Genomic DNA, 26,810 nt, shown 5'->3' on the forward strand with positions numbered 1-26,810 from the left:
AGGAATTCCGCCTCCCCTTCAGCATGGGATCAGTGACCGGACGCAGAAGCGCGGTCACCGATATCCGGACCGAAGGGGAGGCGGAGTCATGAACGAGACCCTGGTGACACTGGTGGGGAACGCGGCGACGGGCGTGGAGTTCCGGGAGACCGCGAGCGGGGGAATGGCGCGATTCCGGTTCGCGGTGACGCCGCGTCGGTGGGACCGGGAGAAAGAGCACTGGGCGGATGGGCACACCAGCTTCTACACCGTGTGGGCCTGGCGCACCCTGGCGTCGAACCTGTCGGGTTCGGTGGCGGTGGGGGAGCCTTTGGTGGTGCACGGCAGGCTGAAGGTGCGCGAGGAGGAACGGGAGGGGCAGCGCCGGACCTTCGTGGACATCGAGGCGGTGGCGGTGGGACACGATCTGACCCGGGGGACATCGGCGTTCCGGCGCGTGGTCAGGGGCGATCCGGGGCTGACGGCGCGGACCGGCGGCCGGGAGGCCGACGAGCCGGACCGGTGGGCCGTCCGGGACCGTCCGGCGGACCGGGAAGACCCCGCGAGCGAGGGGGAACCACGGGATGCGGAGCCTGAGTCGACAGCGTCCGACCGTGCTGGGGGCCGTGCGGCAAGGCGCCGGACGGTGCGTCAGAAGAGTAATCCGGAACTGGTGTCGGCGCCCTGACGGACTACCTGCTGGAAGGAGCGGGGACCCTTTCCGGCCCGAGTCCCCTCCCTCATCGGGACGTTACCCGGGATAACGATTCCGATTCGGAATGGTTGTCGGACGGTATGACGGGGGACTGTGCTTCGCTCGGGTCCTTAGGATTCCTCAGTACTCACAGGGCACTTGAGTCGGCTGGCGGGACAATCCCCACACGCGTAACGGACGCGAGGGTCTCGCCCGGAGGGGAATTCTGTGTTTTCTGCTTCTTCAGCGACCGCATCGTCATCTACGGCGACGGCCAACCCTCGACGGACCCGGGGCATAGCCCGGCTGGCTGCCGCGGTGGTGGCATCGGGGCTGGTCGTCGCCGGCGCCCTCACCGGCGCGGGCGGCGCGGTCGCTGACGAGGCACCCCTGCACCAGGGGGGAGCGACCGCGACCCTGGACGGGCTGAAGACGTTCGACACCGCGGTCCTCCGGACGAACGGCGAGAAGCAGAAGCTCCCCGCCGGGCTCTTCGAGATGACCGTCGACGGCGGCGGCAACTTCAAGACGTACTGCATCGACATCCACAACCCCACCCAGGACAAGGCGAAGTACCTGGAGACCCCCTGGAACCAGACCTCGCTCGGCACGAACAAGAACGCCGGGAAGATCCGCTGGATCCTGGAGCACTCCTACCCGAAGATCGACGACCTCCAGGTACTCGCCGACAAGGCCGGCACCGGCCCGCTCACCGAGCAGACGGCAGCGGCCGGCACCCAGGTCGCCATCTGGCGCTACTCGGACAACGCCGACGTGACCGCATCCGACGCCCAGGCGGAGAAGCTCGCCGACTGGCTGCAGCGCTCCGCCACCGACACGGCCGAGCCCAAGGCGTCCCTCGCCCTGGACCCGGTCGCGGTGTCCGGCCGCTCCGGTCAGCGCGTCGGCCCCGTCACGGTGCGCACCAACGCCGGACAGGTCTCCGTGGCCCCGCCCGCCGACTCCGCGAGCGGCGTCAGGATCACCGACAAGAAGGGCAAGGCCGTCACCACGGCCGTCAACGGCTCCCAGCTCTACTTCGACATCCCGGCAGGCGCCTCCGACGGCTCCGCCTCCCTGACCGTCCAGACCACCACCTCGGTCCCCGTCGGCAGGGCCTTCGCGGGCGCCACCAAGAGCCAGACCCAGATCCTGGCCGGCTCCAGCGAGTCCACGGTCTCCGCGAGCGCCACCGCGACCTGGGCCGGCAAGGGTGCGATCCCGGCGGTCACCGCGAAGAAGAACTGCGCCAAGGGCGGCGTGGACGTCACCGCGAGCAACGAGGGCGACGAGGCGTTCACCTTCGACCTGGCCGGAGCGCAGCACACCGTCGCGCCCGGCACGTCCGAGACGGTGACCGTGCCGGTCGCCGAGGACCAGGCGTACGACTTCACGGTCACCGGTCCCGACGGCTTCACCCGCACCTTCAAGGGCGTGCTGGACTGCCTGACCACCGGCACCGGCAACGACGGCCTCACCACCCAGACCGCCGAGCAGCCCACCACGACCACCGCCACGGCCGGCGGCAGCACGACCGGAGCCGAGGGCAACCTCGCCGAGACCGGCAGCTCCAACGCCACCCCGATCATCGCGGGCATCGCGATCGCCCTGGTCGTCATCGGCGGCGGCGCGGTCTTCTTCCTCCGCCGGCGCAAGGACCGGCCCGCAGGCGAGTAACGACGTGGGCACCCGATCACGAGGTGCTGATCACGGCCCCGGTACGGCTTCGGCCGGCCGGGGCCTTCGCGTACTCCGGGGCGGAGCCGGGCGTTCCGCGCGACGCGGGAAGCAGACGGGACCACGATCCGCGCACCAGGCCGAGCCGGCCGGCGCACGGCTGCAGCGCACCAGGCCGCTACGAGCCGGCCGGCGGACGGCCGCCCGGGCCGAGCCCCACGCCCAGGTCCGCTCGCATGACATTGCGCATGCGGTCCCATCGTTGCCAGAGCAGCAGGAAGTCCGTTCCCCGGATCTCCTCGAAGGAGCCATCGGCGTCCGGATGCCCTTCCACCAGAGACATGATCCGGCGGTACACCTCCGACAGCGCGGCGGTCATGCCGTCCAGCTCGCCCAGCACCGCGCCGGAAGCGATCAACTGGGCCTCGGCGAAGGACGAATGATGGTCGCGCCGCGCCTCTTCGACGGCCTCCCGGCCCTCCGGGGTGGCCTGCCCCCTCTCGAAGTCCCACAGGAAGTCCATCAGACGGGTCCGGTAGCGACGGAAGACCGCGTTGACCGTCACATAGCAGTCACGCCGGAGGATCAGCTCCGAAACCTGCTGCTCGCGGAGCCACTGGGCGTGGGCCGCTCGCTGTTCCCGGTCGAACTGCTCCGCCTGGACGCGTGCCACCACGCGTTGGGACAGCAGCGGCGAGAGCAGGGTGCCGATCACGCCGACTACGGCGATGACGAGCGCAAGCGTGGTGCTGCCCATGGTGTCCCCCAGCAGACGGCCCGGTCCTCCGGTGCCATCCTGCCGGGGTCATGGCCGCGGCGCGGCTTTCTCCGCAATAGCCCCGCCCCGGTCCGGATGCGGCCGCGTCCCCCGCGGTGACGCGCGCGAGGACCGCCGACGGCCCGGCTCGCCCACGGAGACTCCCCGGCCCCACCCGCCACCTGCCGCGCACCCCCGCGTGCGCGGGCTCACGGGCGCTCGAAGTACTGGAGCACCCCTCCGACGGAGAAGCAGACCGCTCCCGTGAGGGTGCCCCAGTTGGCGATGTCGACGTTCACGAGGCTTCCCGTCGCGGGGCGGGTGAAGTCGGCCAGCGCCGCCCCGAGGAAGAGCACGGACCCGAGCTGATTGACGGCGACGATCCACCACCCGAGATCGCGGGCCCGGATCCCCGGACGGCCGTGACAGACCTCGACCAGAGCAAGGTGTCCGGAAACGAGGAACAGGGCGCACCCGACCATGTCGGGGGCCCAGATCAACCTGTTCACCTCCTCCACCGACAGCCCCTGCAGCAGGGAGCTCAGCAGGTTGATTCCGAACACCAGCGTTCCCACGAACAGGACGAAGGTGCTCAGCCAGTCGATCCGGCCGGGCTCGTAGCTCCACCATCTCCAGCGCCGAGTGGCGAGCGCCCCGATCCCGTCGTCCTGGCGAGGGGCGTTGACCGCCTGGAGAAGCGACACATAGCCGCCCAGGTTGAAGAACAGCCCGCCGACGAAGTAGATCCAGGCACCCGTCCTGTGACCCGTACCGAACTGGGCCACCGCGGCGCCGGAGGCGAACAGCCCCCCACCGACCATGAACGCACCCGCCGCCCAGGCGTTAAGCCTGCGCAGACGGCCCACCGACGCGCTGTCGGCCTGCCGGGAGCGGGGTTCGGACTCACCTGCCGCCCGCACGGTGAGGAGACCCCGCTTGCGGGCGGCCCGCGACTCCCAGACGGCAGTGGCCCCGTCACTGAGGCGCCAGGTCAGCCGCGTGATGAAGGGGCCCGCGCCTTCGGCGGTCCGCTCGATTCGACTCACTGCGCGACTTTATCCGTTTGGCGACCTTTCAGCCCTTATGCCGCTCGGCGTTCCCGGCCAGGGGAATCGGGCGCCCCGCCCCGACCGGTTCACGGCAGTGGCAGAAGGTGACGGATCACCTACGGGTACGCGTCGGCGTAGGGCCAGGTCACGGCCACCAGCCGATACGGGTTTCCGTCAAGAGGTAGCCGTCAGGCAAGATGGGGTGTATCTGCCCACTCATCGATTGCCGGACGGTTTCTCTTGGCTGAGTACATCTACACGATGCGCAAGACACGCAAGGCGCACGGCGACAAGGTCATCCTTGACGACGTGACGCTGAGCTTCCTGCCCGGCGCGAAGATCGGTGTGGTGGGTCCCAACGGTGCCGGTAAGTCCACGGTGCTGAAGATCATGGCGGGCCTGGAGCAGCCGTCCAACGGTGACGCCTTCCTGTCGCCCGGGTTCAGCGTCGGCATCCTCATGCAGGAGCCCCACCTCGACGAGTCGAAGACCGTCCTGGAGAACGTCCAGGACGGCGCCGCCGAGATCATGGGCAAGCTCAAGCGCTTCAACGAGGTCGCCGAGCTCATGGCGACCGACTACTCCGACGCGCTCATGGACGAGATGGGCAAGCTCCAGGAGGACCTGGACCACGCCAACGCGTGGGACCTGGACGCTCAGCTGGAGCAGGCCATGGACGCGCTGGGCTGCCCGCCCGGTGACTGGCCCGTCACCAACCTGTCCGGTGGTGAGAAGCGCCGCGTCGCGCTCTGCAAGCTCCTCATCGAGGCGCCCGACCTGCTGCTCCTCGACGAGCCCACCAACCACCTCGACGCCGAGTCGGTGAACTGGCTGGAGCAGCACCTCTCGAAGTACGCGGGCGCCGTGGTCGCGGTCACCCACGACCGGTACTTCCTGAACAACGTCGCCGAGTGGATCCTCGAACTCGACCGCGGCCGTGCCATCCCGTACGAGGGCAACTACTCCACGTACCTGGAGAAGAAGGCCACCCGCCTCAAGGTCGAGGGCCGCAAGGACGAGAAGCGGCAGAAGCGCCTCAAGGAAGAGCTGGAGTGGGTGCGGTCGAACGCCAAGGGGCGCCAGACCAAGTCCAAGGCGCGTCTCGCCCGGTACGAGGAGATGGCGGCCGAGGCGGACAAGATGCGGAAGCTGGACTTCGAGGAGATCCAGATTCCGCCGGGCCCGCGGCTCGGTTCCATCGTCGTCGAGGTCGAGAACCTCTCGAAGGCCTTCGGCGACAAGGTCCTCATCGACGACCTGTCGTTCACGCTGCCGCGTAACGGCATCGTCGGCATCATCGGTCCGAACGGCGCGGGCAAGACCACGCTGTTCAAGATGATCCAGGGCCTGGAGACGCCGGACAGCGGCTCCATCAAGGTCGGCGACACGGTCAAGATCTCGTACGTCGACCAGTCCCGCGCCAACATCGACCCGAAGAAGACCCTCTGGGCCGTCGTGTCGGACGAGCTGGACTACATCAACGTCGGACAGGTCGAGATGCCGTCGCGGGCGTACGTCTCCGCCTTCGGCTTCAAGGGCCCGGACCAGCAGAAGCCGGCCGGTGTGCTCTCCGGTGGTGAGCGCAACCGCCTCAATCTGGCGCTGACGCTCAAGGAGGGCGGCAACCTGCTGCTCCTCGACGAGCCCACCAACGACCTCGACGTCGAGACCCTGTCCTCGCTCGAGAACGCGCTGTTGGAGTTCCCCGGTGCGGCCGTGGTCATCTCCCACGACCGTTGGTTCCTGGACCGCGTCGCCACGCACATCCTGGCGTACGAGGGCGAGTCCAAGTGGTACTGGTTCGAGGGCAACTTCGAGTCGTACGAGAAGAACAAGGTCGAGCGTCTCGGCGCGGACGCGGCCCGTCCGCACCGTGCCACGTACAAGAAGCTCACGCGAGGCTGATCGTCTTGGCTCGTCACATCTACAGCTGCCCGCTGCGCTGGTCGGACATGGATGCCTTCGGGCACGTCAACAACGTGGTCTTCCTCCGCTACCTGGAGGAGGCGCGCATCGACTTCATGTTCCGGCTGGCGCCGGGGGACGGCTCGCCGTCCTTCGCGGGCGGTTCCGTCGTGGCCCGGCACGAGATCGACTACGTGCGCCCGCTGGTCCACCGGCACGCGCCGGTGACCGTCGAGTCCTGGGTCACGAAGATAGGCGCCGCGTCGCTGACGATCGCCTACGAGATCAAGGACCCCGACCAGGTGTACGTCCGGGCGTCGACCATCGTCGTCCCGTACAACCTGGCCGAGGAGCGGCCCCGGCGGATCTCCGCCGAGGAGAAGCTCTTCCTCCAGAAGTATCTGGCAGAGGAGCCCGCGGCGGCATGACCGCGCCCGTGCAGTCCCTGCAGTTCGCCGACGCGAGGGAGGCCGCCGACCTGGCGGCCTTCCTCGGCCGGCTGCTCCACTACGACCGTGCGGCGGCCGTACGGCTGCAGGCGGGCGGCGGCGCGCTCGCCGTGTTCGGCAGGCCGCCGTCGTTCGAGGTCCTGGCGGTCCGGGCCGTGCGGCTGAGGGACCCGTACGACTTCGACGTGACCGTGTCCGCCGGCGAGCTCCTCGAGTCACTGGAGGAGGCGACCGGCTCCGGTGCCGTCCCCTCGCCGGTGACTGGGCCTCCCTGGACCGGTGTGCTGCCTCCGCGCGGCGGCTGGCAGGAGCGGCCGGGACTGCCCGATCCCCTCGCCCTGCGTGCGGCACTGAGTGACGCCGTCGCCGAGTTCCGTACCCGCGACGCGGCACTGCCCGAGGACCGGCGTACGCGGGCGGAGCGGGATCTCATCGGGCGGGACATCTGGTCGCGGACCGTCGGCTCCACGGAGCTTCCGCTGCGCGCCGTGCACGCGGCGCAGGCCCTCGGCTTCCTGCGGGCCGCGCCGGACTTCCCCGTGGCCCTGCTGGCGACGGGTGCGTGGCTGCGGCTGCGTACCCCGTACGGGGCCATCGCCCTGCGGCGGGCAGGCGCGGCGGGCGGGCTGGGGACGCTGGCCGTCTCCGTCGGCGGGTAGTACCTTCACGAGGTCGCGTCACCAGCGCATGTGGACGTCCTCGGCCCAGCCCAGCAGGCGTTCCACGGCGATCTCCGTGCCGTCCTCCGTACGGACGTGCCCGTCGTAGTAGCCGAAGCACTGGTCCGTGCGGTTGTCGATCAGGCCGGTCTCCGTGCGGGTCGACCGGTTGTGGAACGGGGTGAACGTCAGGTCGACCCGGTCGGACGACGGCGTGCGGATGGTCCAGGGCGCGAGGAAGTCCGTCGTCGACCACCGCCAGTCCAGTTCCTCACCGATCTTGGTGAGGCGGCCGTCCACGCAGAGCCCGTTCTCCGTCGAGCCGGTGCCCGCCGTCCAGCGTCCGCCGAACTGGAGGCCCACCGTGTGGCCGTCGGTGCGTCCGGACGCGGCGCCCCAGTTCCAGTCGACCGTGCGCGGCCAGCGCCCGCGGCCGTGGTCCAGGACGGCCCAGGTGTCGTCCCCGTCGAACTCCAGGAACTCGCCGCCGATCCTGACCCGGCCGGACGCGGGGAGTGCGGTCTGCTTGGACGTGTACTGGAATCGGCGGCCGTCCCACGGCACGACGACGGAGAGCGACTCGTGGCCCGGGGGCCGGGCGACCAGGAGGTCGACCTCCAGCGGAATCCGGTCCGCGGTCAGGCAGCGGGCCCTCAGCCGGGTGCCGGCGTTCTCGTCGCGGATCTCGATGCGCACCTTGCCGCTCGACGGGCGCTCGGGCCCGACCACCACGTCCCTGGAGCCGGGCGCGCCCGCGACGGTGTCGGGGAGCTCGACGCCGAAGCCCCCGGGGATGATCGCGGTGCGTTCCGTCTCCAGGCCGCCCGGTGCGTATTCGAGCAGGTAGACGGTGTTCAGGGCGAGGAAGTCGAGATCACTGGCGGTCAGCGCCACCAGATGGGTGGGCGTGGTGACGCACCAGTACTCCCAGCGCTTCGTCCGGCCCCAGCCGCGCAGATTGGCGCGGTGAAGAGGCGTCCGGGACCAGCCGACCGCGGCCGGATTCAGACTGCCGTCGGGCAGGCAGAGGTCGACCGGTTCGGTGATCTCACGTTCGGGCGTCGTCATGCGGCGATCCTATGGCCGGGGCCGGGGCCGGGGCCGGGCTGTGGCTACGGCTGCAGGGGTGGGGCTGTGGCTGCGGAATCGGGCTTCGGTTCCTGGCCGTCCGGCCACACGCCGATGTGGTCCTGCTCCAGTTCCAGCATCACGCGGTGCTCCATGCCCAGCGCCTCCGTGTAGTCCGCGGGCAGTTGGAGCCGGCCGGCCCGGTCGAGCATCGCGTACTCGCGGGCCACCTGGGACTCCTGGCCCGTCGCCGCGTCGACCTCCGTGCGGCGCAGCACCTCGAAGGACGTGCGGCCGTCGCGGATGGCCACCGTGCGGCGGACCTCGTTCGCGACCGCCTGGTCGTGGGTGACGATCACGATGGTCGTGCCGAGCTCCTCGTTCGCGCGGCGGAACGCGGCGAAGACCTGTTCGCCGGTGGCCGAGTCCAGCTCCCCGGTCGGCTCGTCGGCGAGCAGCACCGAGGGCGAGTTGGCCAGGGAGACCGCGATCGCCACCCGCTGCTGCTGGCCGCCCGACATCTGCTGCGGGCGCCGGTCGCGGCAGTCGGCCACGTCCAGCATCTTCAGCAACGACTCGGCGCGCGCGGCCCGTTCGCGGTTGCGGCCGCGGCCCCGCAGCTGCATCGGCAGGGTGACGTTCTGGATCGCGGTCAGATAGGGGAGCAGGTTGCGGGAGGTCTGCTGCCAGACGAAGCCGACGACGTCCCGGCGGTAGCGGAGCCGTTCCTTCTGCCCCATGGAGAGCAGATCGCAGCCCGCCACCTTCGCCGCACCCGCCGTGGGTTCGTCCAGGCCCGCCAGGATGTTCATCAGCGTCGACTTGCCGCTGCCGGACGCGCCGACCAGGGCCAGCAACTCGCCCTCGGTGACCAGGAGATCGAGGCCCTGAAGAGCCTGCACCTCCACGCCGTCCGTGGTGAAGATGCGGACCAGCCGGTCGCAGGCGATCAGCGCGTCATGTCCGTAGGAGGGCCGGTCGCGGCGGGCGGTGGCCCGCTGTTCGAGCTCCGCCAGTGTGGAATCGGTCGACGGCGTCGTCATCGGGAGTCTCCTGCCCTGAGTTCGGTGATCGATCCACGGCGGCCTGCCCACCAGGCCTGCACGCCGGCCACCGCCGCGGCGAGGGCGACCACGCCCAGCGCCGGCAGGACCAGCGACCAGGGGTCGGTCCGCAGCGGTGCGGAGTCCAGCAGGCCGGAGCCGGGACCGGACGAGAGTGCGAGGCCGGCCAGGTCGATGCCCGGTGACAGCAGCGCGATGGTCGCCCAGCCGACGAGGAGCCCGCCCCCGGCGGCCAGCAGTGCCTGCGGCATGGCCTCGAAGCCGAGGAGGCGGCCGCCCTGCCGGGAGGTGAGGCCCATGGTGCGCAGCCGCGCCAGCAGCGTGGCGCGTTCCGGGGCGGTCTGCAGCAGCGAGAGGAGGACGGCGAGCAGGGCGTATCCGGCACCGGCCGCGATCGCCGCCGAGTAGATCCGCTCGGCGCCCGTCTGCATCGGGGTGTCGACGTACGTGGCACGCTCCTCGGCGCGCATCCGCACCGTGGTGTCCTCGCCCGTGTGCCGGGCCGCCGCGCGCAGCGCCCCGCCGTCGAGCCGGTTCCCGGTGAGCAGCAGCGCGGTGGTCTGCCGGTGGGTGAGCGAGGCGGAGTCCACGACGATGAACGAGGTGTCGTCGACGGCGGGAGTGTCGGCGACCGTGCCCGCCACCTGGATCCTGAAGTCCCCGGCCAGCGACTGGAGATCGCGCGGCCGCTCGCCGAGCCGTTCGGCGACGGACGGCGAGACGAGGACCGGCAGGACCCGGTCCTTCGACGGCATCGTGCCCTCGGGCGTCGCGGGGCCGTTCGCCTTCAGCCGGTCGGCGGAGAAGGCGCCGATGCCGGTGGAGCGGGACAGCCGGGCGTAGGTGACCGGGTCGACCCCGACCAGGGTGGCCCCCTTGGCGTCCTCGAATCCTCGCTCGGGCGCCGGCAGGGCGACCCCGTACTCGATCTGTACCGGGGCCACGTCCCGTACGCCGTCCGTCTTGCGCACCGCACGGATCAGCCGGTCCGACAGGGGTGCGGAGTCGGCCTGGCCGCTGACGCGGGCGTCGGCGCCGACGGCACGGACCGCGGCGCCGTCCCGGGCGTCCGCCACCCCGGCGAGCACCGAACCACCGAACGCCGCCGTCGTCAGCGCGACCAGCAGCGCGAGCAGCGGCAGGGTGCCGGCGGCTGAGGAGCGTCCGGCGCGGGCCAGCGACAGGAAGCCGACCGCGCCGCGCAGCCGGGACACGGAGCGCAGGGCGAGCCGCAGCGGCAGCGGGTAGAGCCGGACGAGGACCACGGCGGCGATCAGCCCGACCAGCACGGGAGCCGCGCTGATCAGCAGGTCCGTGCCGCCGGTACCGTCCGTTCCGCGTCGGCGCAGCGCGGCGACGGCGCCGGCGGCCAGGACCAGCAGGGTGAGTTCGGCGACGGTGCGCCGGCGGGACGGGCGGGCGGACACCAGGTCGTCGCGGCCGCCGTGGAGTTGCGGGGTGCGGTGCAGCAGCGCCGTGCGCAGCGGGAGCGCGACGCAGACGAGCGCGACGACCGCGGCGGCGCCGGCCGCGGCGGGCCACAGCCGGGCCTGGCCGATGGTCAGGACCGCGAGCAGCAGGCCCAGCGCCCCGGCCGGCACCGCCGTCACCGCGGTCTCGGCCAGCAGCCGGCCCCCGATGCCGGGGAGGGACCCGCCGCGGGCCCGCAGCAGGGCCAGTTCGGCGTGGCGGCGGCCTGCCATCAGGCCGCCCGTCATCAGCAGGACGACGGCGGCGACGGCCCCGATGCCGACGGCGGCGACCGTGACGACCGGCTGGATCGCGGCGCGCATCCCGTCGTACGCCGTCAGCACCTCGTCCAGGCCGGTCGTCACCGTGACCGTGTCACCGGCGACCTCGCGCATCTTCAGGAGCTCCGGGCCGCCCTCCAGGGAGGCCACCGCGGTCCGCAGCCGCGGTACATCGAGCGCGGCGAGCCGTGAACCGTCCGGTGCGATCCGCCAGTACAGCTCGGGCTGGCCGGTGGTGGCGAGCAGGGCCGGCGCGGCGTCCGGCGGGAGCAGCAGCGCGGCGGTCCAGTAGTAGCGCGGCGTCTCCTTGGTGGGCCTGGCGACCAGGGACGGGGTGCGCAGCAGGGGTTCGGCCGACCAGTAGGAGGCTTGGGGGTCCCGCGGGGCGACGATGCCGGTGATCCGTACCGTCAGCCGCTCACCGCCACGCGTCGGGACGGCGATGGTCGCGCCGGGCTTGATCCGCAGGGCCTTCGCGGTCTCCGCGGTGACGGCTGCCTCGACCTCCCGGGTCGTGAGGGACACCTCGCCGTGGACGACGGGCCACTTCCCGGCGCGCAGGGTGGAGTGGCCGGGCAGCGCGGACTGGGTGACGTAGGTCAGCGCGGGGTCGAGGCCGTACGGGCGGGGGAACCACGGTTCGGTCGCCAGGACCGCCTCCGAGGTGCGCACCCCGTACGCGGACTGGGAGGCGTCGGCCCGCACCGGGTCGGGGAGACCGGCGAGGATCCTGCGCTGCGCGGAGGCCAGGGTGGCCCCGCGCACGGCGGCCTCGCGGGCGGCCACGGGAAGTTCCAGGCCGGGCTGGGGCCCGCTGAGTTCCAGGACACTGCGGGTGGGGGCCACATGGCCGAGGTCGTGGCGCAGCCCCTTGTTCTCGTAGTTGTCGACGGCCCGGGGGAAGGCCGCGGCGAGGAAGGCCGTCACCACCACCAGGAGTGCGAACGCGCAGGCGGCGCCGGGGGCGGTCCGCAGCCGGGTGCGTACCCAGGGGGCGCAGGCGGTCGCGGCGCGGGGGGTCCTCGTGTCCGGGCTCATGTCAGTTGTCCCCCTGGGTGCGCAGCGATATCGCCGGGTCGGCGCCGCGCAGGGTGAGGGCCGCGACGATGAGCAGCGGCAGCGCCGCGACTCCCGCCAGCAGCGCGGCCACCTGTCCGGCCGGCAGCTGTACCAGCACGGGTGGCACGGGCTGGGCCGCCTGTCCGGTCAGCACGATCAGCGGCACGACGGCCCGGGTGAGCAGGGCTCCGAGGGCGGCCCCGACCAGCAGCCCGATCGTGATCAGCACGCCCTGTTCGGCGGCGGTCATCCGGGCCAGCTGGCGGCGGGGGGTGCCCAGGGCGCGCAGCACGGCGAACTCCGCGGAACGCTCCCGCTGCGAGCCGACCGCGGTCACCGCGAAGCCGACCGCGGCCAGCGCGGCGGCGATGACCGCCACCGCGAGCAGCGCGGACTGCGGACCGGCGCCCAGCGGGTCGCTGATCAGGTCATCGGCGACCTCGTCGCGCACCTGGACCTGTACGGGGTCGGTGTCGGGCTGTTTGCGGAGCGCGGCCGCGACCTCCGGGGCCCGGCCCGGTTCGGTGCTCAGCCACCACTCGGTGGCGGTGAGCCGGGCGTTCGGGCGCTCGGCGAAGACCTGGGCCAGGGAGCGGAGGTCGAGGAGCAGGGCCCCGCCGTCCCGCGCCCGCTGCGACTCCCCGGTGGACGCGGAGGAGCCCGAGCCGGGTCCGGTGGTCGGCAGCCGGTGCACGGTCCGCGCGATCCTCACCCGGACCGTCTCGCCGGCCAGCGTGACGTCGACGTCCTGCCCCTGCTTCGCCCCGGTCGCCTTCAGATAGGCGTCCGTGGCCACGGCGTTGAGGGCCGGAGCCTTGGCGCGGGTCGCGGTGATCCGCACGTTGAGGGCCGGAACGGCCCACACCGCGTCCTCCGCCGTGACGGATCCCGTCGCGTAGTCGAGGCCCAGCGGGGTCGCGGCCGAGGCGGTCGGGTGGGCCGGCGCGCCGGGCTGCACCTCACCGAACGCGTCGGAGGTCACCGCCGCCTGCCAGCGGAAGCCGTCCGGGACCGGGACCGGCTGTTCGGCGCCGCCCGGCCCCACGCTCCGCAGGGCGCTCACGGCGAGCCGGTGCGACTCCGCGCGGCCGACGGGCTGCTTGCCGTCCAGCTCGATCCCGGTGAGAGCCAGCTCACCGGCGGCGGCCACGTCGACCGAGACCGGATGGGCCCTGCCGTCGACGGGCACGGAGCCCACGACCACCTGGTACGGGATGCCGTAGCGGTCTTCGAGACCCACGGTCACCAGCGGGCCCATGCCGGACGGCGAGACCTTGCCGGGCGCGCTCACGGCGGAGATCCGTACGTCGAAGCGGAGCTGCGTGCTGTTCTTCGGCAGCAGCAGTCCGGCGCGGGCCGTTCTCGGTGGGGAGAGCGTGTCGAACAGCCGGTCCACGGACCCGTCGCCGAGGTCGTCGCGCATCAGCATCCGCTCGTCGGCGTGCGCGGTGTCCAGCGCCAGTACCTCGGCGGTGCGCTCGTCGGAGAGGTCCACGGAAGCGCGGAAGGCGGGCGCGGCGTCCCGTACGCCCGGCAGTTTCGCGTACGCACCGGATCTCGCCGGGTCCGCGTTGACCGCGCCCGTCATCCGCACCGACGCGCCGGACCTGAAGTCGGCCTGGTCGCTCTGCGAACGGTTCCAGGACGCGCTCTGCCCGATCGCCAGCATCCCCATCGCCACCGCGAGCACCAGCAGCAGCACCGGCCCGGCCCCGCGCAGGGGGCGGCGGCTGAACTGCCAGCCCGCCAGCGCCGTCGCCAGCCCGCGGCCGCCCGCCGCCCGGCGTTCGGCGAGCCTCGCGGCGGGCGGCAGCAGGCGCAGCGTCAGTACGGTGCCGGCGAGCAGGGCCAGGGCGGGCGCGGCCACCAGCAGCGGATCGATGCCGAGTTCGCCCTGGCGGTCGCCGCTGAGCGCGCCGCCGCCCGAGCCCTTGGTCTGCCGGTCGAGCTGCCAGTACGCGACCGCCGCGATCACCAGCAGCGCGAGGTCCGCGCCCGCCCGCACCGGCGCGGGGAGGGCGGCGGAGCGGGTGGAGCGCCGGCCTCCGGCACTGGCGGCCAGCGCCGGGGCCACGACGGCGAGGGCGCAGGCCAGCGCGGTGACGGCCGCGATCAGCCACACCTGGCCGGTGACGCCGCCGTCGAGCCGCAGCCCGATCCGGGAGAGTTCGCTGCGGTCCGCCAGGAGCCGGGTCAGCGGACCCGAGAGCAGGGGGGCGACGACGGCGGCGGGCAGCGCGAGCAGCAGCGCCTCGACCGCCGCGAGCGAGGTGATCCGGGCGCGCGATCCGCCGCGTGCCCGCAGTAGTTCGGTCTCGCCTCCGCGCTCGCTGCTGAGCAGCCGTGCCACCAGCAGCAGGGCGTATCCGGCGAGCAGGACCAGCTGCACCGCCACGATCGTCAGCGTCGAGCGGGAGACCAGCAGGGCCCGGTCGATCTGGTCGAGAACGGTCGGCAGCGAGGTCTGCGCGGTGGCCCCGTCCTTGAACTCCGGAGTGGTGAGCAGGGCCTTCGTGCCGGTGGTCGCCGAGTCGTGCAGCGCGGCCATCCGGCCGGTGGTGACGGTACGGAAGTCGGCGGCGGCCAGCCAGGACATCTCGCCGGAACTGATCCGGCCGGAGCCGAGCACGGCCGGGTCGGTGAGCAGCGGACCGTACGTCGTGAAGACGACCTTGCGGATGCCGCGCCCCCCGAGCGCGTCCAGCTGCCAGTACGGATCGGACTGGTCCGCTGCCTTGTAGAGGCCGCTGATCAGGATCTGTACGGGGGCGCCGCCGAGCCGGTCGGTGAGCTTCAGCCGGGCTCCGGGCTTCAGCCCGAGGGTGTCGGCGGCCGTGGTGGGGAGCGCGACCTGGACGGGGTCGCCGGCCCTGCCCGTGCCGGCGACCGGCAGGCGGCCCGCGGCGAGCCGGATCCGGCTGCGGTCCAGGGAGGCGAAGTGGGTGAGGTCGGGGTCGCCGCGGCGGGCGGCGGGGGCCTGCAGGCTGCGCGGCAGCGCGTACGGGCCGGAGGCCTCCAGCTTCCGTACGGTCACCGGGAGCCCGTCGAACGTGTCGTGGGCGGCCCGGCGCGCGGACGCGTCGGCGGCGGCCCGCCGGTCGCGTTCCACCTGCACGGACATGACGAGGGAGGCGGGCACGGCGGACCGGTGGGTCAGGGTGTGGCGCAGCGCGGCGTCACCGATGGATCCGGAGAAGGCGGTGAGAGCGGCCAGAACCGAGGTGGTCAGGAGGACGGCCAGGACGGCTGCGGCGAGAAGGAGCCGATGGGCCCTCACCCGCAGAAAGACGAACCCCGTCACCTGGCCCCCTAGTCACCGCTCACGTCGCACTCACCGCCCCCCGGCGCGTCGTCTCGGATGCTTTCAGAAGGCAGCTGTCGCTGGAAACCGCTTACGGGTACACCTTGATGGGATTGTGATCGATATCCGGCGGTGGAGTACCGGATTCCGCACACCTGTGATCGGGTCTCAGCCTTCGGTGTTCACCATCGAGGCGGCGGCGTAGGTGAGGTAGTCCCACAGCTGCCGTTCGTGCTCCGGGGCCAGCCCGAGTTCGTCCAGCGCCACTCGCATATGGCTCAGCCAGGCGTCGTGCGCGGCACGGTCCACGCGGAACGGAGCGTGCCGCATCCGCAGCCGGGGGTGTCCGCGCTCGTCGCTGTAGGTGCGGGGGCCGCCCCAGTACTGCATCAGGAACAGCCTGAACCGCTCCTCGGCCGGGCCCAGATCCTCCTCCGGGTACATCGGTCGCAGCAGCGGGTCCCCGGCCACGCCCTGGTAGAAGCGGTGGACCAGGCGCCGGAAGGTCTCCTCGCCGCCGACCAGCTCGTAGAAGGTCTGCTCCTGCAGCGTGTCGCGCGGATTCTCAGTCACCCGTCCATGGTCGCAGACGCGCCGTCCGGGCACGGGGGCCCGGGGGACAGGGGGCAGGGTCCGGGGAGGCGACGTTCATGCCGTCCGCGCCCCGGCCGTGGATTCGGTGGCCGGATCTCGTCGCTCCTGCTGGTGCAGTTCGTGATGCGAACTATTATGGTTCGTGTTGCGAACGATTAATGCCGATGTCGGGAACGCTGATGTCGGTGACGCCGATGTGGGGAGTGGGGGACGGTGAGCGGAATGGGAAATGCGGAGAGTGGACATATGGAGAGCGGGAACGGGGAGAGCGGAGCCGGGCAGGGGGAGAGGGCGAACCGCACGGTGGTCGTCATCGGCGGGGGATACGGAGGAGCCGCCGTCGCGAAGGCGCTCGACGAGGAGACCGACGTCGTGCTCGTCGATCCCAAGGACGCGTTCGTGCACGCGGCGGGATCGCTCCGGGCGCTGGTCCGGCCCGACTGGGCGGGCAACATCTTCTTTTCCTACGACACCCTGCTGCGGCGCGGCAGGGTCCGCCGCGAGCGGGCCGTCTCGGTGGATCCGGGCGGTGTCACCCTGTCCTCGGGGGAGCGGATAGCGGCGGCCTATCTGGTCCTCGCCACCGGCTCGGACTACCCGTTCCCGGCCAAGATGGACACCGACGTCGCCGGCGAGGCGCTGGAGCGCATCCGCGAGGCCCACGCCGAACTCGCCGCCGCCGGGCGGGTGCTCATCGCCGGGGCCGGCCCGGTCGGGCTGGAGCTGGCCGGCGAGATCAAGGCGGTCTGGCCGGACAAGCACGTCATCGTCACCGATCCCGAGGCACAGCTGGTGCCGGGCTTCCTGCCGGAGTTCCGCGAGGAGCTGCACCGCCAGCTGGACGCGCTCGGGGTGGAGCTGCGGCTCGGCACCGCCCTGACGGAGCAGCCGCCGGCCGGACCGGGCCGGACCAAGCCCTTCACCGTGCCCACCACCGACGGCGGGGAGATCTCCGCCGACATCTGGTTCCGCTGCTACGGCGTGCGCACCAACAGCGACTACCTCGCCGACGGCCGGGTCGCCGTCCGCACCCCGCAGGGCCGGGTGGCGGTCACCGAGACCCTCAACGTCGAGGGTCATGACCACATCTACGCCCTCGGCGACATCACGGACGTGGCCGAGGCCAAGATGGCCGGCTATGCCATGAAGCACGCCGAGGTGGTCGCGGAGAACGTCCTCGCGCAGGTGCGGGGCGAACGGCCCACGGCCACCTACCGGCCGTCGCCCGTGCCCTCGGCCCTGCTCCCGCTCGGTCCCGAGGGCGGTGTGGGCCAGGTGCCCACACCCGACGGGCCCGCCGTTCTGCCCGCGGCGGCGGTCAGCGAGTACAAGGGAGCGGACCTGTTCACCGGCAGGTTCGCGGACCTGTTCGGAGTGACGCGCGGCTGAGGGGCCCCGCGCCCTTACATGGTGGCCGGGCCGGACGGGAGCGAGGGCGCGGCGGCTTCGTCCGACTCCATGAAGACCACCGGCACCTCGTTGTTCAGCACCAGCCGGCCGAGCAGCATGGCGAGCTGCTCGCGGTCCGCCTCGCCGAGGTCCGCCGACAGCGCCTCCACCCGTCGGCAGGTCGCCGCGTAGAACGTGTCGGCCAGGGCGTCGCCCGCCGGAGTCAGGGCGACGCGGACCGCGCGGCCGTCCTCGGGGTCGGGTTCGCGGCGCACCAGACCGCGCTGGACACTGCGGTCCACCAGGCCGGTGAGGCTGGACTTCGCCAGCCCGAGCATCGCGCCCAGGTCGCTCATCCCGTACGGCTGCACCATGAGCACGCACAGCAGCTGGCCCTGCTGCGCGGTGATTCCGTGCTCGCGGCCGGAATCGGCATACACGGCATTCACCAGGAACGAGGAACGCACCAATGCGGTGACGACTCCCATGTGTCCGCGCTCGGCCTTTCGCATTCCACCAGAATACGGCAGACGGTGACGCCGGTAACTCGTCGGTTCCTTGCCGGTTTCTCGGCGGTACCTCGGCTGGAGGGCTGATATTCGCGGTGCGAACTATGTGCCGGGTCCGGACGTGCTGCCGATGAGAAGAACCGCGTACCGGTCGGTGTCGTGTTGCCGACCGGGGAGAACTGCACAGCGGCCTACGTCGTGCTGACGACCGGGAGAACAGCGCCACGGCCGGTGACTTGCAGCCGACCGGGAGAACAGCACAGCGGCCGGTGACGGGGTGCCCCCTCACCGGCCGCCGTGTGCGTCGGAGCCGTCAGTCCCGGCGGATCGTGATCGTCGTCCACGCGCCGACGTGCACCTGGTCGCCGTCCTGGAGGGGTACGGGGACGTAGGGCTGGATCGGGTCCTCGGCGCCGTTGAGCGTGGTGCCGTTCGTCGAGTTCTGGTCGACGACGGCCCAGCTGCTGTCCGGCTGCTGCACCAGCACCGCGTGCTGGTGCGAGACGCCCGGGTCCTCCGGAGGCACGGACAGGTCGATGTCGGGAGACTCGCCCGTGCTGTGCCGGCGGCGGCCGATGGTGATCTGGGTGCCGATGAGAGGCAGTTGCTGCTCCGGGGAGTACGCCGGGAGGTTGAGCCCGGTGGCCTCGGGGCCGCTGCGCTGCATCATCGCCAGGAAGTACTCACGGTCGGGCGCGATGACCGCGGTCCAGTTCATGGACTGCGGAGCCTGCCCCTGACCCTGGCCGGGGCCCTGGTCCTGGCCAGGGCCCTGACCGTGGTCCTGCCCCGGGTACGGCTGCTGCTGCATCGGCGTCTGCGGGCCCTGGGCCTGCGAGGGCGGCGACAGCAGCCAGTCGTCGCCGGCGGTCTGCGGCGCCTGCGGCTGCGGCGGTGCCGGCGGTCCGGGCTGCTCGAAGACCGGGGGAGCCGTCTGCTGGAACGCGGGCGGCGCGCTCTGCTGCTGGTGGAACGGCGGCGGCGGGCCCTGCTGGCCCTGCCCCTGCTGCTGGAACGGCGGAGGCGGCGGGCCCTGCTGCTGGAACGGCGGCGGGGGCGAGCCCTGCGGCGAGTTCTGCTGCTGGGCGTGCTGCTGGCCCTGCGGGAAACCCTGCGGGCCGCCCTGCTGTCCCTGCTGCTGGAACGGCGGCGGAGGCGGCGGGCCCTGCTGCTGTCCCTGCTGCTGGAACGGGTGAGGGGGCTGCTGACCCGGTCCCGGCGGGCCGGGCCGGCCAGGACCCGGGCCCGAGGAGAGCGGCTCGGCCGACCGGTTCACCTGCGAGGGGCGCGAGCTCTGGTACTCGAACGGATCATGGGACTCACGCTGCGGCGGCGGGCCGGGCTGCTGGGCCTGGAAGCCCGGCGGCAGGTTGAGGCCGGGGACCGGACCGCCGGGACCACCCGGGACTCCGTGCTGCGGTGCCAGCGGCGTGTACGACGTCGCGGTGTTCGTGAGGAAGTTCCAGCGGCACTCCTCGCAGAAGGGAGCCATGGACTCCCGCGGGGTGCGGCACTGGGGGCAGAGCTCGGCCTGCTGGGTCGCATCGGGGCCGGAGCCCTGGGGGTATCCGTAACCGGGCGCGGGTGGCGGGGGAGGCGGCGGGGGAACGGCGCCCGCAGGCGCGCCCGCCCCGGCCATGCGGTGGCCGCAGACCTCGCACCAGTCCTCGGAACCCGACTGGTGTCCGTTCGGGCAGGTCGGCATGTCGGCGCTTCCCCCTCTCCTCGTCCGGCCCCGGGGGCCGTCATTTTCCTTGCGTGGCCGCCCGGCGGACCTGGCCGGTCGGGCGGCTCATCAGTGCCGATATGTGGTTACTTCTTGACGCGAACCGTCTTCGTGGAGCGCGTTTCGAGTGTCATCTCGTCCGCTTCCGCGACCTTCGCCTTCAGTCGCACAGTACCGGTCGCCGCGTCGACGACGTCTACCACCTTCGAAAGCAGTTTCGCAGTGTCCTCGTTCCCGGACGCCGATGCCAACTGCACCGCCCGGCCGAGTTTGGCCGTCGCGCCGTCGAAGTCTCCCGACTTGCGTGCATCGAGCCCCTGCTGGATGACTTGTGCCAGTTCGGCCTGACCCGTGTAGTGCGCGACCTGCGGATTGATCGAGGTCGACGCCACCATGTCGTCCGTCCACACCGCCCGTACCAGACCCTGCGAGAGCGTCTGCGGCGTCCCGCCGGCGGGGGCGGGAAGGATCAGCGAGACACGGGCCGCCAGCATCTCCTGCCCGATGCCGGCCTCCGGCACCTGCACACACACGTGGTAGTCGCGGGACTCGTCGCCCCAGGAACCGGTGGGGTAGTCGCCCGCCCGGGGGCCGGCCTCGGTGCGCCGGTCGGTCAGTTCGGCCACCGTCGGCGCGACCTGCTTCACGAACTTGATCTCCACACCGACCGGGGTCCAGAGCCGCAGCGCCACGTCCGCGACCTCCTTGCCCATCGCGTTCTCCATCATCTGCGTGAAGTCCGCGGCCAGCCCCGCCGGGTCGGCCACGATGTCGGCCGTGCCGAGCAGCGCCGAGGCGATCGCTGTGACCTCTTTCACTTCCCAGTCGGTGCCGACGCCGCGGGCGTCACACGTGAACCGGCCGGCGCAGGAGTCGAGCGCGGCCTTCAGGTCCTCCGGGGCCTCGTGCTCGTTGCGCCCGTCCGTCAGCAGGATGCCGTGCCGGATCTCCACGTCCGCCGCGCCGAGCAGCCGGTCGGCCAGCCGCAGCCAGGTCCCGATCGCCGTGCCGCCGCCCGCGCTGAGCCGCCGCAGCGCCTCCTTCGCCTGGGTCCTGGTCTGCGCATCGGCGACGGCGAGCCGCCCGTTGCCCGGGTAGACCTCCTTGGCCACGTGCGTGCCGCCCACCACGGCGAAGGACGTGCCGTCGCGCAAGGTGTCGATGGCCGCCGCCGTCGCGTCGCGGGCGTTGCGCATCTTCGTCGGCGGGTAGTCCATGGAACCCGAGCAGTCCACCATGATCACCACGGCTGCGTTCGCCGCGCCGCCCGGCAGGTGCGAGGGCGGCGCGCCGGTCAGCGGAACGCCACCGGTGGTGCCGCCCCCGGTCGAGGTGACGGTGATGATGCCGTTGACCTCACGGCCGCCCTCGGGCAGATATTCGTTCTGATACACCTCGACGGAGAACTGCGGCACGTTCGACTTGGAGAAGTTGGCCATCTGATCGGCTCCTTGAGGCTCCACGTGTCAGATGAAGACAGAGTTACGGACAAAGGCATCGGAGGTGCACGGGGCGGACGGAACGGGACTCACCCGCTGCTGTAGGCGGATCCTGCCCCTTGCGGTGCCACGGCGAACGGCACCAGTGCCACTGTTACGTTGTCGTGGCCCCCGCCGTCCAGGGCGTGACCCACCAGCACCTGGGCTCCGTGCAGCGGCCGTTCGTACGCGTCCTCGGGTACCGCGGCGGCCATGTCGGCCGCGGACTCCGCGTAGTTCCACAGGCCGTCCGTGCAGACCACCACGAGCCCCGGCCGGTCCGGTTTGAACGACGCGGTGTGCGGCTCCAGTTCGTAGGAGTCGGCGCCGAGCCAGCCCGTGATGGCGTGGGCACGCTCGTCGGCGTACGCCTCCGCCTCGTTCATCAGGCCGGCCGCGACCATCTGCGCGGCCCAGGAATCGTCCTCGGTGAGGCGGGCCGGCGGACTGCTCCGGTCCTCGGGCACCCAGTACACGCGGCTGTCGCCGACCCAGCCGACGACCAGCAGACCGCTCGCCATGATCGCGCCGACCAGGGTGCACGCCGGAGCGTTCTGGTGGCGTTGCGGATCGTGCTCCTGGCCCTGACCGGGGTCCTGGGCCAGCCGGTTGACCGACTCGCCGGCGGCGACGATCGCCTCGTGCATCGCCTGCTGCGGATGCGTGCCGCGCGGCAGCGACTCCAGCAGCGCCTCGTTGGCGGCGTGCGCGGCGGCGGCCGAGGCCTCGTCGGGCCGGCTGGCCGACGACACCCCGTCGCAGACGATCGCGACGACGGCCGGGGAGCCGTCCGGCAGGGCGGTGGTCGACACCGCGAAGGAGTCCTCGTTGCGGTGATGGCGCAGCCCGCGGTCACTGACTGCGGCGACCGATTCGAGCTCCTGCTCCATGTGGTCGCGCTCGCGCGGCTGGGCGTGGCCGCAGTTCTCGCAGTAGCCGTCGTTGTCGACCCGGCCGGCCCGGCAGGCCACACACACCTTGGTGCCGGCCGGCGGGGTCGGCGCGGGGTCGGGGGAGGTACGGGGATCGGGCGCCGCCCCCGCGGGCGCGGGCGCGGCCAGCTCGAAGTCCCCCGAGGCGTCGGGGCCGTCGAAACGGACCCCCGGCGCTGAACCGGCCGGCGGCGGGGCCGACCGGTCCGCGCCCGGAGCGGAGCCGGGCGCCTGCCCGGGGGCGGGCTCCGGCGCCCCGCGGGACGGACCGAAGCCGGCCCCGGGCGCGGGCTCCCCGGCCGGGGTGGCGATGGCGATCGTCGGACGGTCCTGCGGCGGCTCGGGCACGGCCGACAGGTCGTACCCGCACGCACCGCAGAACAGGTCCCCCGGCTCCAGCGGCTCCTCGCAGCCGGGACACCTCGACAAGGCAGCCTCCTGGTGCTTCTGCGACATGTTCACACCCACGTTCGGGGGCGGAAACGGTTGGCCCGCTCCACCAGTTCGATCCTCTCGTCACCGGGCTCCGCAAGCCGGGCGAGCATCCGGTACGACCGTTCCAGCCCGAAACGCAGGCCACGCTCGTCCAACTCACTGCCGAGCAGCGTCTTCGGCCCCTGCGCCCCGGCGTACGGGACCGACTTCGGGTCCGAGGGGCGAGCCTCGGGACTACCGGAGAGTACCCAGTCGAGGGCCGTCCCCAGCACCTCGGTCGACAACTGCTCGCGGCGCACCGCGTCCAGACCGAGCCCGGCCAGCCCCGAGACCTGGGCCGACGCCGCCATCAGATCGGTGATCAGCGGCTCGTCGGGCGACCGCTCACGGAGCCGGGCCCGCACCGCGGCGACCCGGGCCGCCGTGAAGTGGATCGACGCCTCCGGCACCGATTCCAGGGTCCTGACGGCACCGCCCCGGTCCCCGGCGGCGATCTGCACCCGGGCCAGGCCGAACGCCGCGCTCACGAAGCTCGGGTCGGTCATCCACACCAGCCGGTAGTACTCGGCGGCGTTGTCCAGCTGGCCCAGGACCTCCGCGCAGATGCCGAGAGCCAGCTTCGGCGCGGGCTCCCCGGGGAACGCGTCGTAGACCGCGTCGAAGGACAGCGCCGCGTTCTCCTTGTCACCGGACACCAGGGAGGTGAGCCCGCGGTACCAGACCACCCGCCAGTCGTCCGCGTGCTGCGCCTCCAGCGAGGCCAGGGTCTTCGTCGCACCGCCGAGGTCGTTCATCTCCAGGGCGGCCCGCAGCTCGCGCAGCCGCGTCTCCAGCGAGGCGGCCGGAACGGCCTGCAGTGCGGCAATCAGTTCGGCGGGCGCCGATGCCATCACCCCGGCGAGGAAACCCGCGTTGGGGTCACTCGCGTCGACGCGGGGGACCGGCAGCGCGAGCGAGGTCCCGCGCACATCGAGCCCGGCCAGCCGGGGGCCGGTCGCGCTGTACGGACCCGGCCCGGTGCCGGGACCCGCGACGGGGACCCGGGGGGCCGGGATGGCCGCCTGGGGCTGCGCGTACGGAGGCGGGGCGCCGTTCGCCCCGCCGCCCGGGGCGCCGCCGCGGACGTGGGTGGTGGTGGAGGGCACGGGTCCGGCACCCGCGGCGAACCCGGGAGGCGGGCCGGCGGGCAGCGCGCCCGGGACACCGCCGGGCGGCGCCACCGCGGCCGGCGGGGAGACGGGCGGCGCCACCGGCGCTCCGCCGCCCCGCCGCCGCCCGAAGAGCCCGGCCCGGACCGGCTCCGGCGATCTGGCCCCCAGGCGCGAGACATCACCGGTCTGGAGGGTGAAGAGCTCCGTGTCGGTGACCCGCAGCTCCGCGCCGAACAGTGTCGACAGCGCCGGACGCGGGCGCCCGGTCTGCAGCGACACCACCTCGCGCAACACCCCCGTCAGCTGTTCCGCCATCTCCGAGGCGGAGGCGAACCGCCGTGCCGGATCGGGATCGGTCGCCCGCACCAGCAGCCGGTAGAACGACTCGTAGGTGCGGAACACCTCGATGTTGTCCGGGTCCGGCAGCGAGTCCACGAAGACGTTCGTGTACCCCTGGAAGTCGAAGGTGAGCACCGCGAGCGTCCGCGCGACCGTGTACAGGTCGGAAGCCACCGAAGGGCCCGCCTCCGCGACTTCCGGCGCCTGGTACCCCACCGTGCCGTAGATGGCCGACTCCTCGTCGTCCATCCTGCGGACCGCGCCCATGTCGATCAGCTTCAGCTGGTCCTCGGTCTGGATCGCGTTGTCGACCTTGAAGTCGCAGTACAGCAGGTTGCGGCTGTGCAGATGGCCCAGCGCCTCCAGCGCCTCGATGCCGAACGCGCACGCCTGCTCGACCGGCAGCGGATCCCGCTTACCGGACGGGGTGCGGCGCTCGTTGGCGATCTCCTTGAGGGCCTTGCCGCCGACGTACTCCATGACGATGTAGCCGTCGAGGGAACCGGTCCGCTGGTCGAGGTGCTCGACGAAGTTGTAGATCCGGACGATGTTGGAGTGCTCGATCTCGGCGAGGAACCGGCGCTCCGAGATGGCCGCCGCCATGGCGTCCTGGTCACCGGTGTCGAGCAGACCCTTGAGCACCACCCACCGGTCGGAGACCGCACGGTCCACCGCGAGGTAGACCCAGCCGAGCCCGCCGTGCGCGAGACAGCCCGCGACCTCGTACTGCCCGTGGACGATGTCGCCCCCCTGGAGCTTGGGCACGAAGGAGTACGGGTGGCCGCACTTGGTGCAGAACCCCTCCGTACGCCCCGGCCGCTCGCCCCGGGCCCGGCCCACCGGCGCCCCGCAGTCCGAACGCGAACAGAACCGCTTGCGCTCGGGTACCTCCGGGTTCTCCATCACCGCGGTACGCGGATCGGGGCGCGGCACATCCGGTACGAGCACCAGCCCGGCGCCCAGCCGGTTGCGGCCCGAGGAACCGGTCGACCTGGCCGACGAACGCACCGAGACGGATCGCGACGTGGCGTTCCCGGACAGCGCGCGCGAGAGCCGCCCCGACACCGAACGCCGCGAGGTCGACGAGCGCGAGGAGGACCGCGAGGACGCCCTCGACGAGGACTGCGAACCGCTGCGGGCCGAGGAGCTGTTACTGCCCCTGCTGCCGCGCCCGCCGCCCGCGATACCGGTGGGCGGGGAGCTCACCATCCCATCCCCGAGTTCTCGGCTTCGCTCGAACAGGGGAGACCCCGTTGGTGAGACGACCGGCGCCAGACCGCAGGTGTCGCAGTACAGCTCACCGCCGCCCATGTCCTCGTAACTGCCCTCGCACGCGGGGCGCTGGCACTGCGTACTCATGGTCATTCCCCCTGTTCGCCCCGCCGCCGCGGCGGCCACGATGCTCCGTCACTACCCGTCCTGCACACCCTGTGCACCACGCACCCGAGACGTCTCATGGGTGCCCCCGCCGGTCCTCGGGGCCGGACGGGCCGCGCCCCGCCAGCATGTCCAGCGCCGCGTCCTGATAGCGCTGCACCGCCAGTGCGGCGACCCGCAGATCGCACGGCGCGCTCCACAGCATCCGGCGCGCCGCGTCGTACCGCTCGATGAGGACCGGGTCCTCCGCCAGCCCGTGCCGGGCCACCTTCGCCTTGTAGGCGTCGAGCCGGCCGCGCAGCTCCGCCCGGACGGCCAGCGGCGCCGTGACCGCGGTCAGCTGCTCCCGCGCCCGCAGCAACTCCTCGCCGGCCTGCTGCTCCAGGGACTCCAGAAGCGGTGAGAGCCGGTGCCACTGCGCGTGCCTGCGGTACTCCGACGCCGCGGCCAGACGCTCCTGGAGCGCCGTCGGCGGGCCGTTGACCGCGGGCACCTCGGACGCGGCGATCTTCGCCAGCACCTCACCGCGCGCCGCCCTCGCCTCGGCCAGGGTGCGGTCGGCCCGGGACAGGACATCGCGCAGCTGGACGAGACGCTGTTCGGCGTCCTGCCGGACCGCGAGCACCGCCTCGACCTCCCGCCGCACCTCGTCCAGCGCCCGGGCCGCCCGGTCGTAGCGCGTCGTGTCCGGACGGCCGCCGCCCGGCGCCGAACTGCCGGGCCCGGGAAGCCAGAACGCCAGCGGGTCGGAGATCACCTGCACCCGCAGCGTGGTCAGCTCCTGGACGATCGCCTCCAGGTCGTCGCCCGCCGGGTGTTCTCCGGGCCGTACGCCGACCGAGTGCGCCAGTGAGTGGGTGCGGCGCAGTTCGGCGGCGAGGAGATCTATCCGGGCGGGCATCGCCGACCACACGGAGTCGGAGGCGACGACCATGTCGAGCGAGCGCGCGTACAGCTCGTTCATCCGCTGGACCAGTTCCTCCAGCGTGAAGCGCTCCGAGAGCCGGGCCGGGCCGGTGATCGACGGATCGTGGGCGGCGGCGGCATGCGCCACCGTGACCCCCTGGCCGCGCAGCAGTTCGGTGAGGGCCACCAGGTCCTCGCGGTTCGGCTGACGACGCCGGGCCCGCACCTCGCGTGCCCGGTGCAGGGCTCCCGCGTACGCGTCGAAGTAGGACCACAGCAGCGTGATCGACTGCTCGGTGGTGGTCCAGCGCTCCTTGGTGACACCGGTGAGGTCGGCGCCCTCCAGCAGCCGGCGCCCGGCGTGGTCCTGCAGGGCGAGGAGCGAGGTCTCGATCGCCTCGTGCTCCGCACCGAGCCGGGCCAGCGCACGGTCGGCCTCGTCCCGGTCCATGACCGGGCCGGGAGGCCGGGCCGCGTAGCTGGGGAAGGGGCCCGCGACGCCCATCGATCACCTCTCCGCTCTTCCTGCCGGGCGGGGGCCCGGCAGGATCAGTGCTGTCGA

At 72.5% G+C, this 26,810-nt stretch carries 19 protein-coding genes; 6 read left to right on the forward strand and 13 right to left on the reverse strand.

Translation table 11 applies throughout. The features are described 5' to 3' along the window. Positions 1-88: 88 nt before the first annotated feature. Positions 89-667, forward strand: coding sequence for a single-stranded DNA-binding protein (locus tag ACGFZA_RS16525; RefSeq protein ID WP_393679768.1), 579 nt, complete (start codon positions 89-91; stop codon positions 665-667). A 234-nt stretch (positions 668-901) separates the two neighbouring features. After that, a complete protein-coding gene (locus ACGFZA_RS16530; protein ID WP_393679770.1) occupies positions 902-2,350 on the forward strand; it encodes an LAETG motif-containing sortase-dependent surface protein in 1,449 nt (482 codons plus the stop codon). A gap of 178 nt (positions 2,351-2,528) precedes the next feature. On the opposite strand, the gene ACGFZA_RS16535 is transcribed toward ACGFZA_RS16530, so the two are convergent. Beyond that, complete coding sequence (locus tag ACGFZA_RS16535) at positions 2,529-3,107, reverse strand: hypothetical protein (RefSeq protein ID WP_385271053.1); 579 nt, start codon at positions 3,105-3,107, stop codon at positions 2,529-2,531. A 209-nt stretch (positions 3,108-3,316) separates the two neighbouring features. Continuing rightward, entirely contained in the window at positions 3,317-4,153 is an 837-nt protein-coding gene (locus tag ACGFZA_RS16540; RefSeq protein WP_393679772.1) for a hypothetical protein, read from the reverse strand. 243 nt (positions 4,154-4,396) lie between these two features. Between ACGFZA_RS16540 and ettA the strand changes: the two genes are divergently transcribed. From ettA to ACGFZA_RS16555, 3 genes are read left to right on the forward strand one after another with little or no spacing between them, the layout of a single operon-like run. Beyond that, the gene (ettA, locus tag ACGFZA_RS16545; protein WP_385271047.1) at positions 4,397-6,061 is read left to right on the forward strand and encodes an energy-dependent translational throttle protein EttA; all 1,665 of its coding nucleotides are present in this window, start codon (positions 4,397-4,399) and stop codon (positions 6,059-6,061) included. A 5-nt stretch (positions 6,062-6,066) separates the two neighbouring features. Continuing rightward, complete coding sequence (locus ACGFZA_RS16550) at positions 6,067-6,489, forward strand: thioesterase family protein (RefSeq protein WP_326736223.1); 423 nt, start codon at positions 6,067-6,069, stop codon at positions 6,487-6,489. After that, entirely contained in the window at positions 6,486-7,169 is a 684-nt protein-coding gene (locus tag ACGFZA_RS16555; protein WP_393679775.1) for a hypothetical protein, read from the forward strand. Before ACGFZA_RS16550 ends, ACGFZA_RS16555 begins: the two co-directional genes overlap by 4 nt. Positions 7,170-7,187: 18 nt before the next feature. Here the strand turns inward: ACGFZA_RS16555 and ACGFZA_RS16560 are convergent, their stop codons facing one another. The 5 genes from ACGFZA_RS16560 to ACGFZA_RS16580 form a co-directional block, all read right to left on the reverse strand. Next, entirely contained in the window at positions 7,188-8,237 is a 1,050-nt protein-coding gene (locus ACGFZA_RS16560) for a DUF2804 domain-containing protein (RefSeq protein ID WP_393679777.1), read from the reverse strand. A gap of 44 nt (positions 8,238-8,281) precedes the next feature. Next, the gene (locus ACGFZA_RS16565) at positions 8,282-9,280 is read right to left on the reverse strand and encodes an ABC transporter ATP-binding protein (protein WP_393679779.1); all 999 of its coding nucleotides are present in this window, start codon (positions 9,278-9,280) and stop codon (positions 8,282-8,284) included. Next, positions 9,277-12,090, reverse strand: a complete 2,814-nt coding sequence (locus tag ACGFZA_RS16570; protein WP_393679781.1) for an ABC transporter permease — start codon at positions 12,088-12,090, stop codon at positions 9,277-9,279. The genes ACGFZA_RS16565 and ACGFZA_RS16570 overlap by 4 nt, the downstream gene beginning before the upstream one ends. Before the next feature lies 1 nt (position 12,091). Beyond that, positions 12,092-15,412 (reverse strand): FtsX-like permease family protein, encoded by a 3,321-nt coding sequence (locus ACGFZA_RS16575; protein WP_393679783.1) that lies wholly within the window; start codon positions 15,410-15,412, stop codon positions 12,092-12,094. Between the two features lie 168 nt (positions 15,413-15,580). After that, the gene (locus tag ACGFZA_RS16580) at positions 15,581-15,985 is read right to left on the reverse strand and encodes a globin (protein WP_393679785.1); all 405 of its coding nucleotides are present in this window, start codon (positions 15,983-15,985) and stop codon (positions 15,581-15,583) included. Between the two features lie 267 nt (positions 15,986-16,252). Here ACGFZA_RS16580 and ACGFZA_RS16585 point away from each other — a divergent pair, with 267 nt between their 5' ends. Then, complete coding sequence (locus tag ACGFZA_RS16585) at positions 16,253-17,395, forward strand: NAD(P)/FAD-dependent oxidoreductase (RefSeq protein WP_393679787.1); 1,143 nt, start codon at positions 16,253-16,255, stop codon at positions 17,393-17,395. Positions 17,396-17,409: 14 nt separating this feature from the next. Here ACGFZA_RS16585 and ACGFZA_RS16590 read toward each other — a convergent pair whose 3' ends face one another. The 6 genes from ACGFZA_RS16590 to ACGFZA_RS16615 form a co-directional block, all read right to left on the reverse strand. Further along, positions 17,410-17,883, reverse strand: coding sequence for a MarR family winged helix-turn-helix transcriptional regulator (locus tag ACGFZA_RS16590; RefSeq protein WP_393680495.1), 474 nt, complete (start codon positions 17,881-17,883; stop codon positions 17,410-17,412). Positions 17,884-18,217: 334 nt separating this feature from the next. Beyond that, entirely contained in the window at positions 18,218-19,609 is a 1,392-nt protein-coding gene (locus tag ACGFZA_RS16595) for an FHA domain-containing protein (protein WP_393679789.1), read from the reverse strand. A 107-nt stretch (positions 19,610-19,716) separates the two neighbouring features. Continuing rightward, the gene (locus ACGFZA_RS16600) at positions 19,717-21,069 is read right to left on the reverse strand and encodes a VWA domain-containing protein (protein ID WP_385271019.1); all 1,353 of its coding nucleotides are present in this window, start codon (positions 21,067-21,069) and stop codon (positions 19,717-19,719) included. Positions 21,070-21,158: 89 nt separating this feature from the next. Continuing rightward, positions 21,159-22,502 carry a protein phosphatase 2C domain-containing protein gene (locus ACGFZA_RS16605; protein WP_393679792.1) on the reverse strand — a complete coding sequence of 448 codons (1,344 nt, stop codon included), beginning with the start codon at positions 22,500-22,502 and terminating at the stop codon, positions 21,159-21,161. Then, positions 22,499-25,324, reverse strand: a complete 2,826-nt coding sequence (locus ACGFZA_RS16610) for a tetratricopeptide repeat protein (RefSeq protein ID WP_393679794.1) — start codon at positions 25,322-25,324, stop codon at positions 22,499-22,501. The genes ACGFZA_RS16605 and ACGFZA_RS16610 overlap by 4 nt, the downstream gene beginning before the upstream one ends. Before the next feature lie 94 nt (positions 25,325-25,418). After that, a complete protein-coding gene (locus tag ACGFZA_RS16615) occupies positions 25,419-26,753 on the reverse strand; it encodes a hypothetical protein (RefSeq protein ID WP_385271010.1) in 1,335 nt (444 codons plus the stop codon). Positions 26,754-26,810 lie beyond the last annotated feature (57 nt).

Origin of the sequence: Streptomyces sp. NPDC048211 (assembly GCF_043202315.1) — a bacterium.
In the GTDB taxonomy this organism is placed as follows: Bacteria; Actinomycetota; Actinomycetes; order Streptomycetales; family Streptomycetaceae; genus Streptomyces.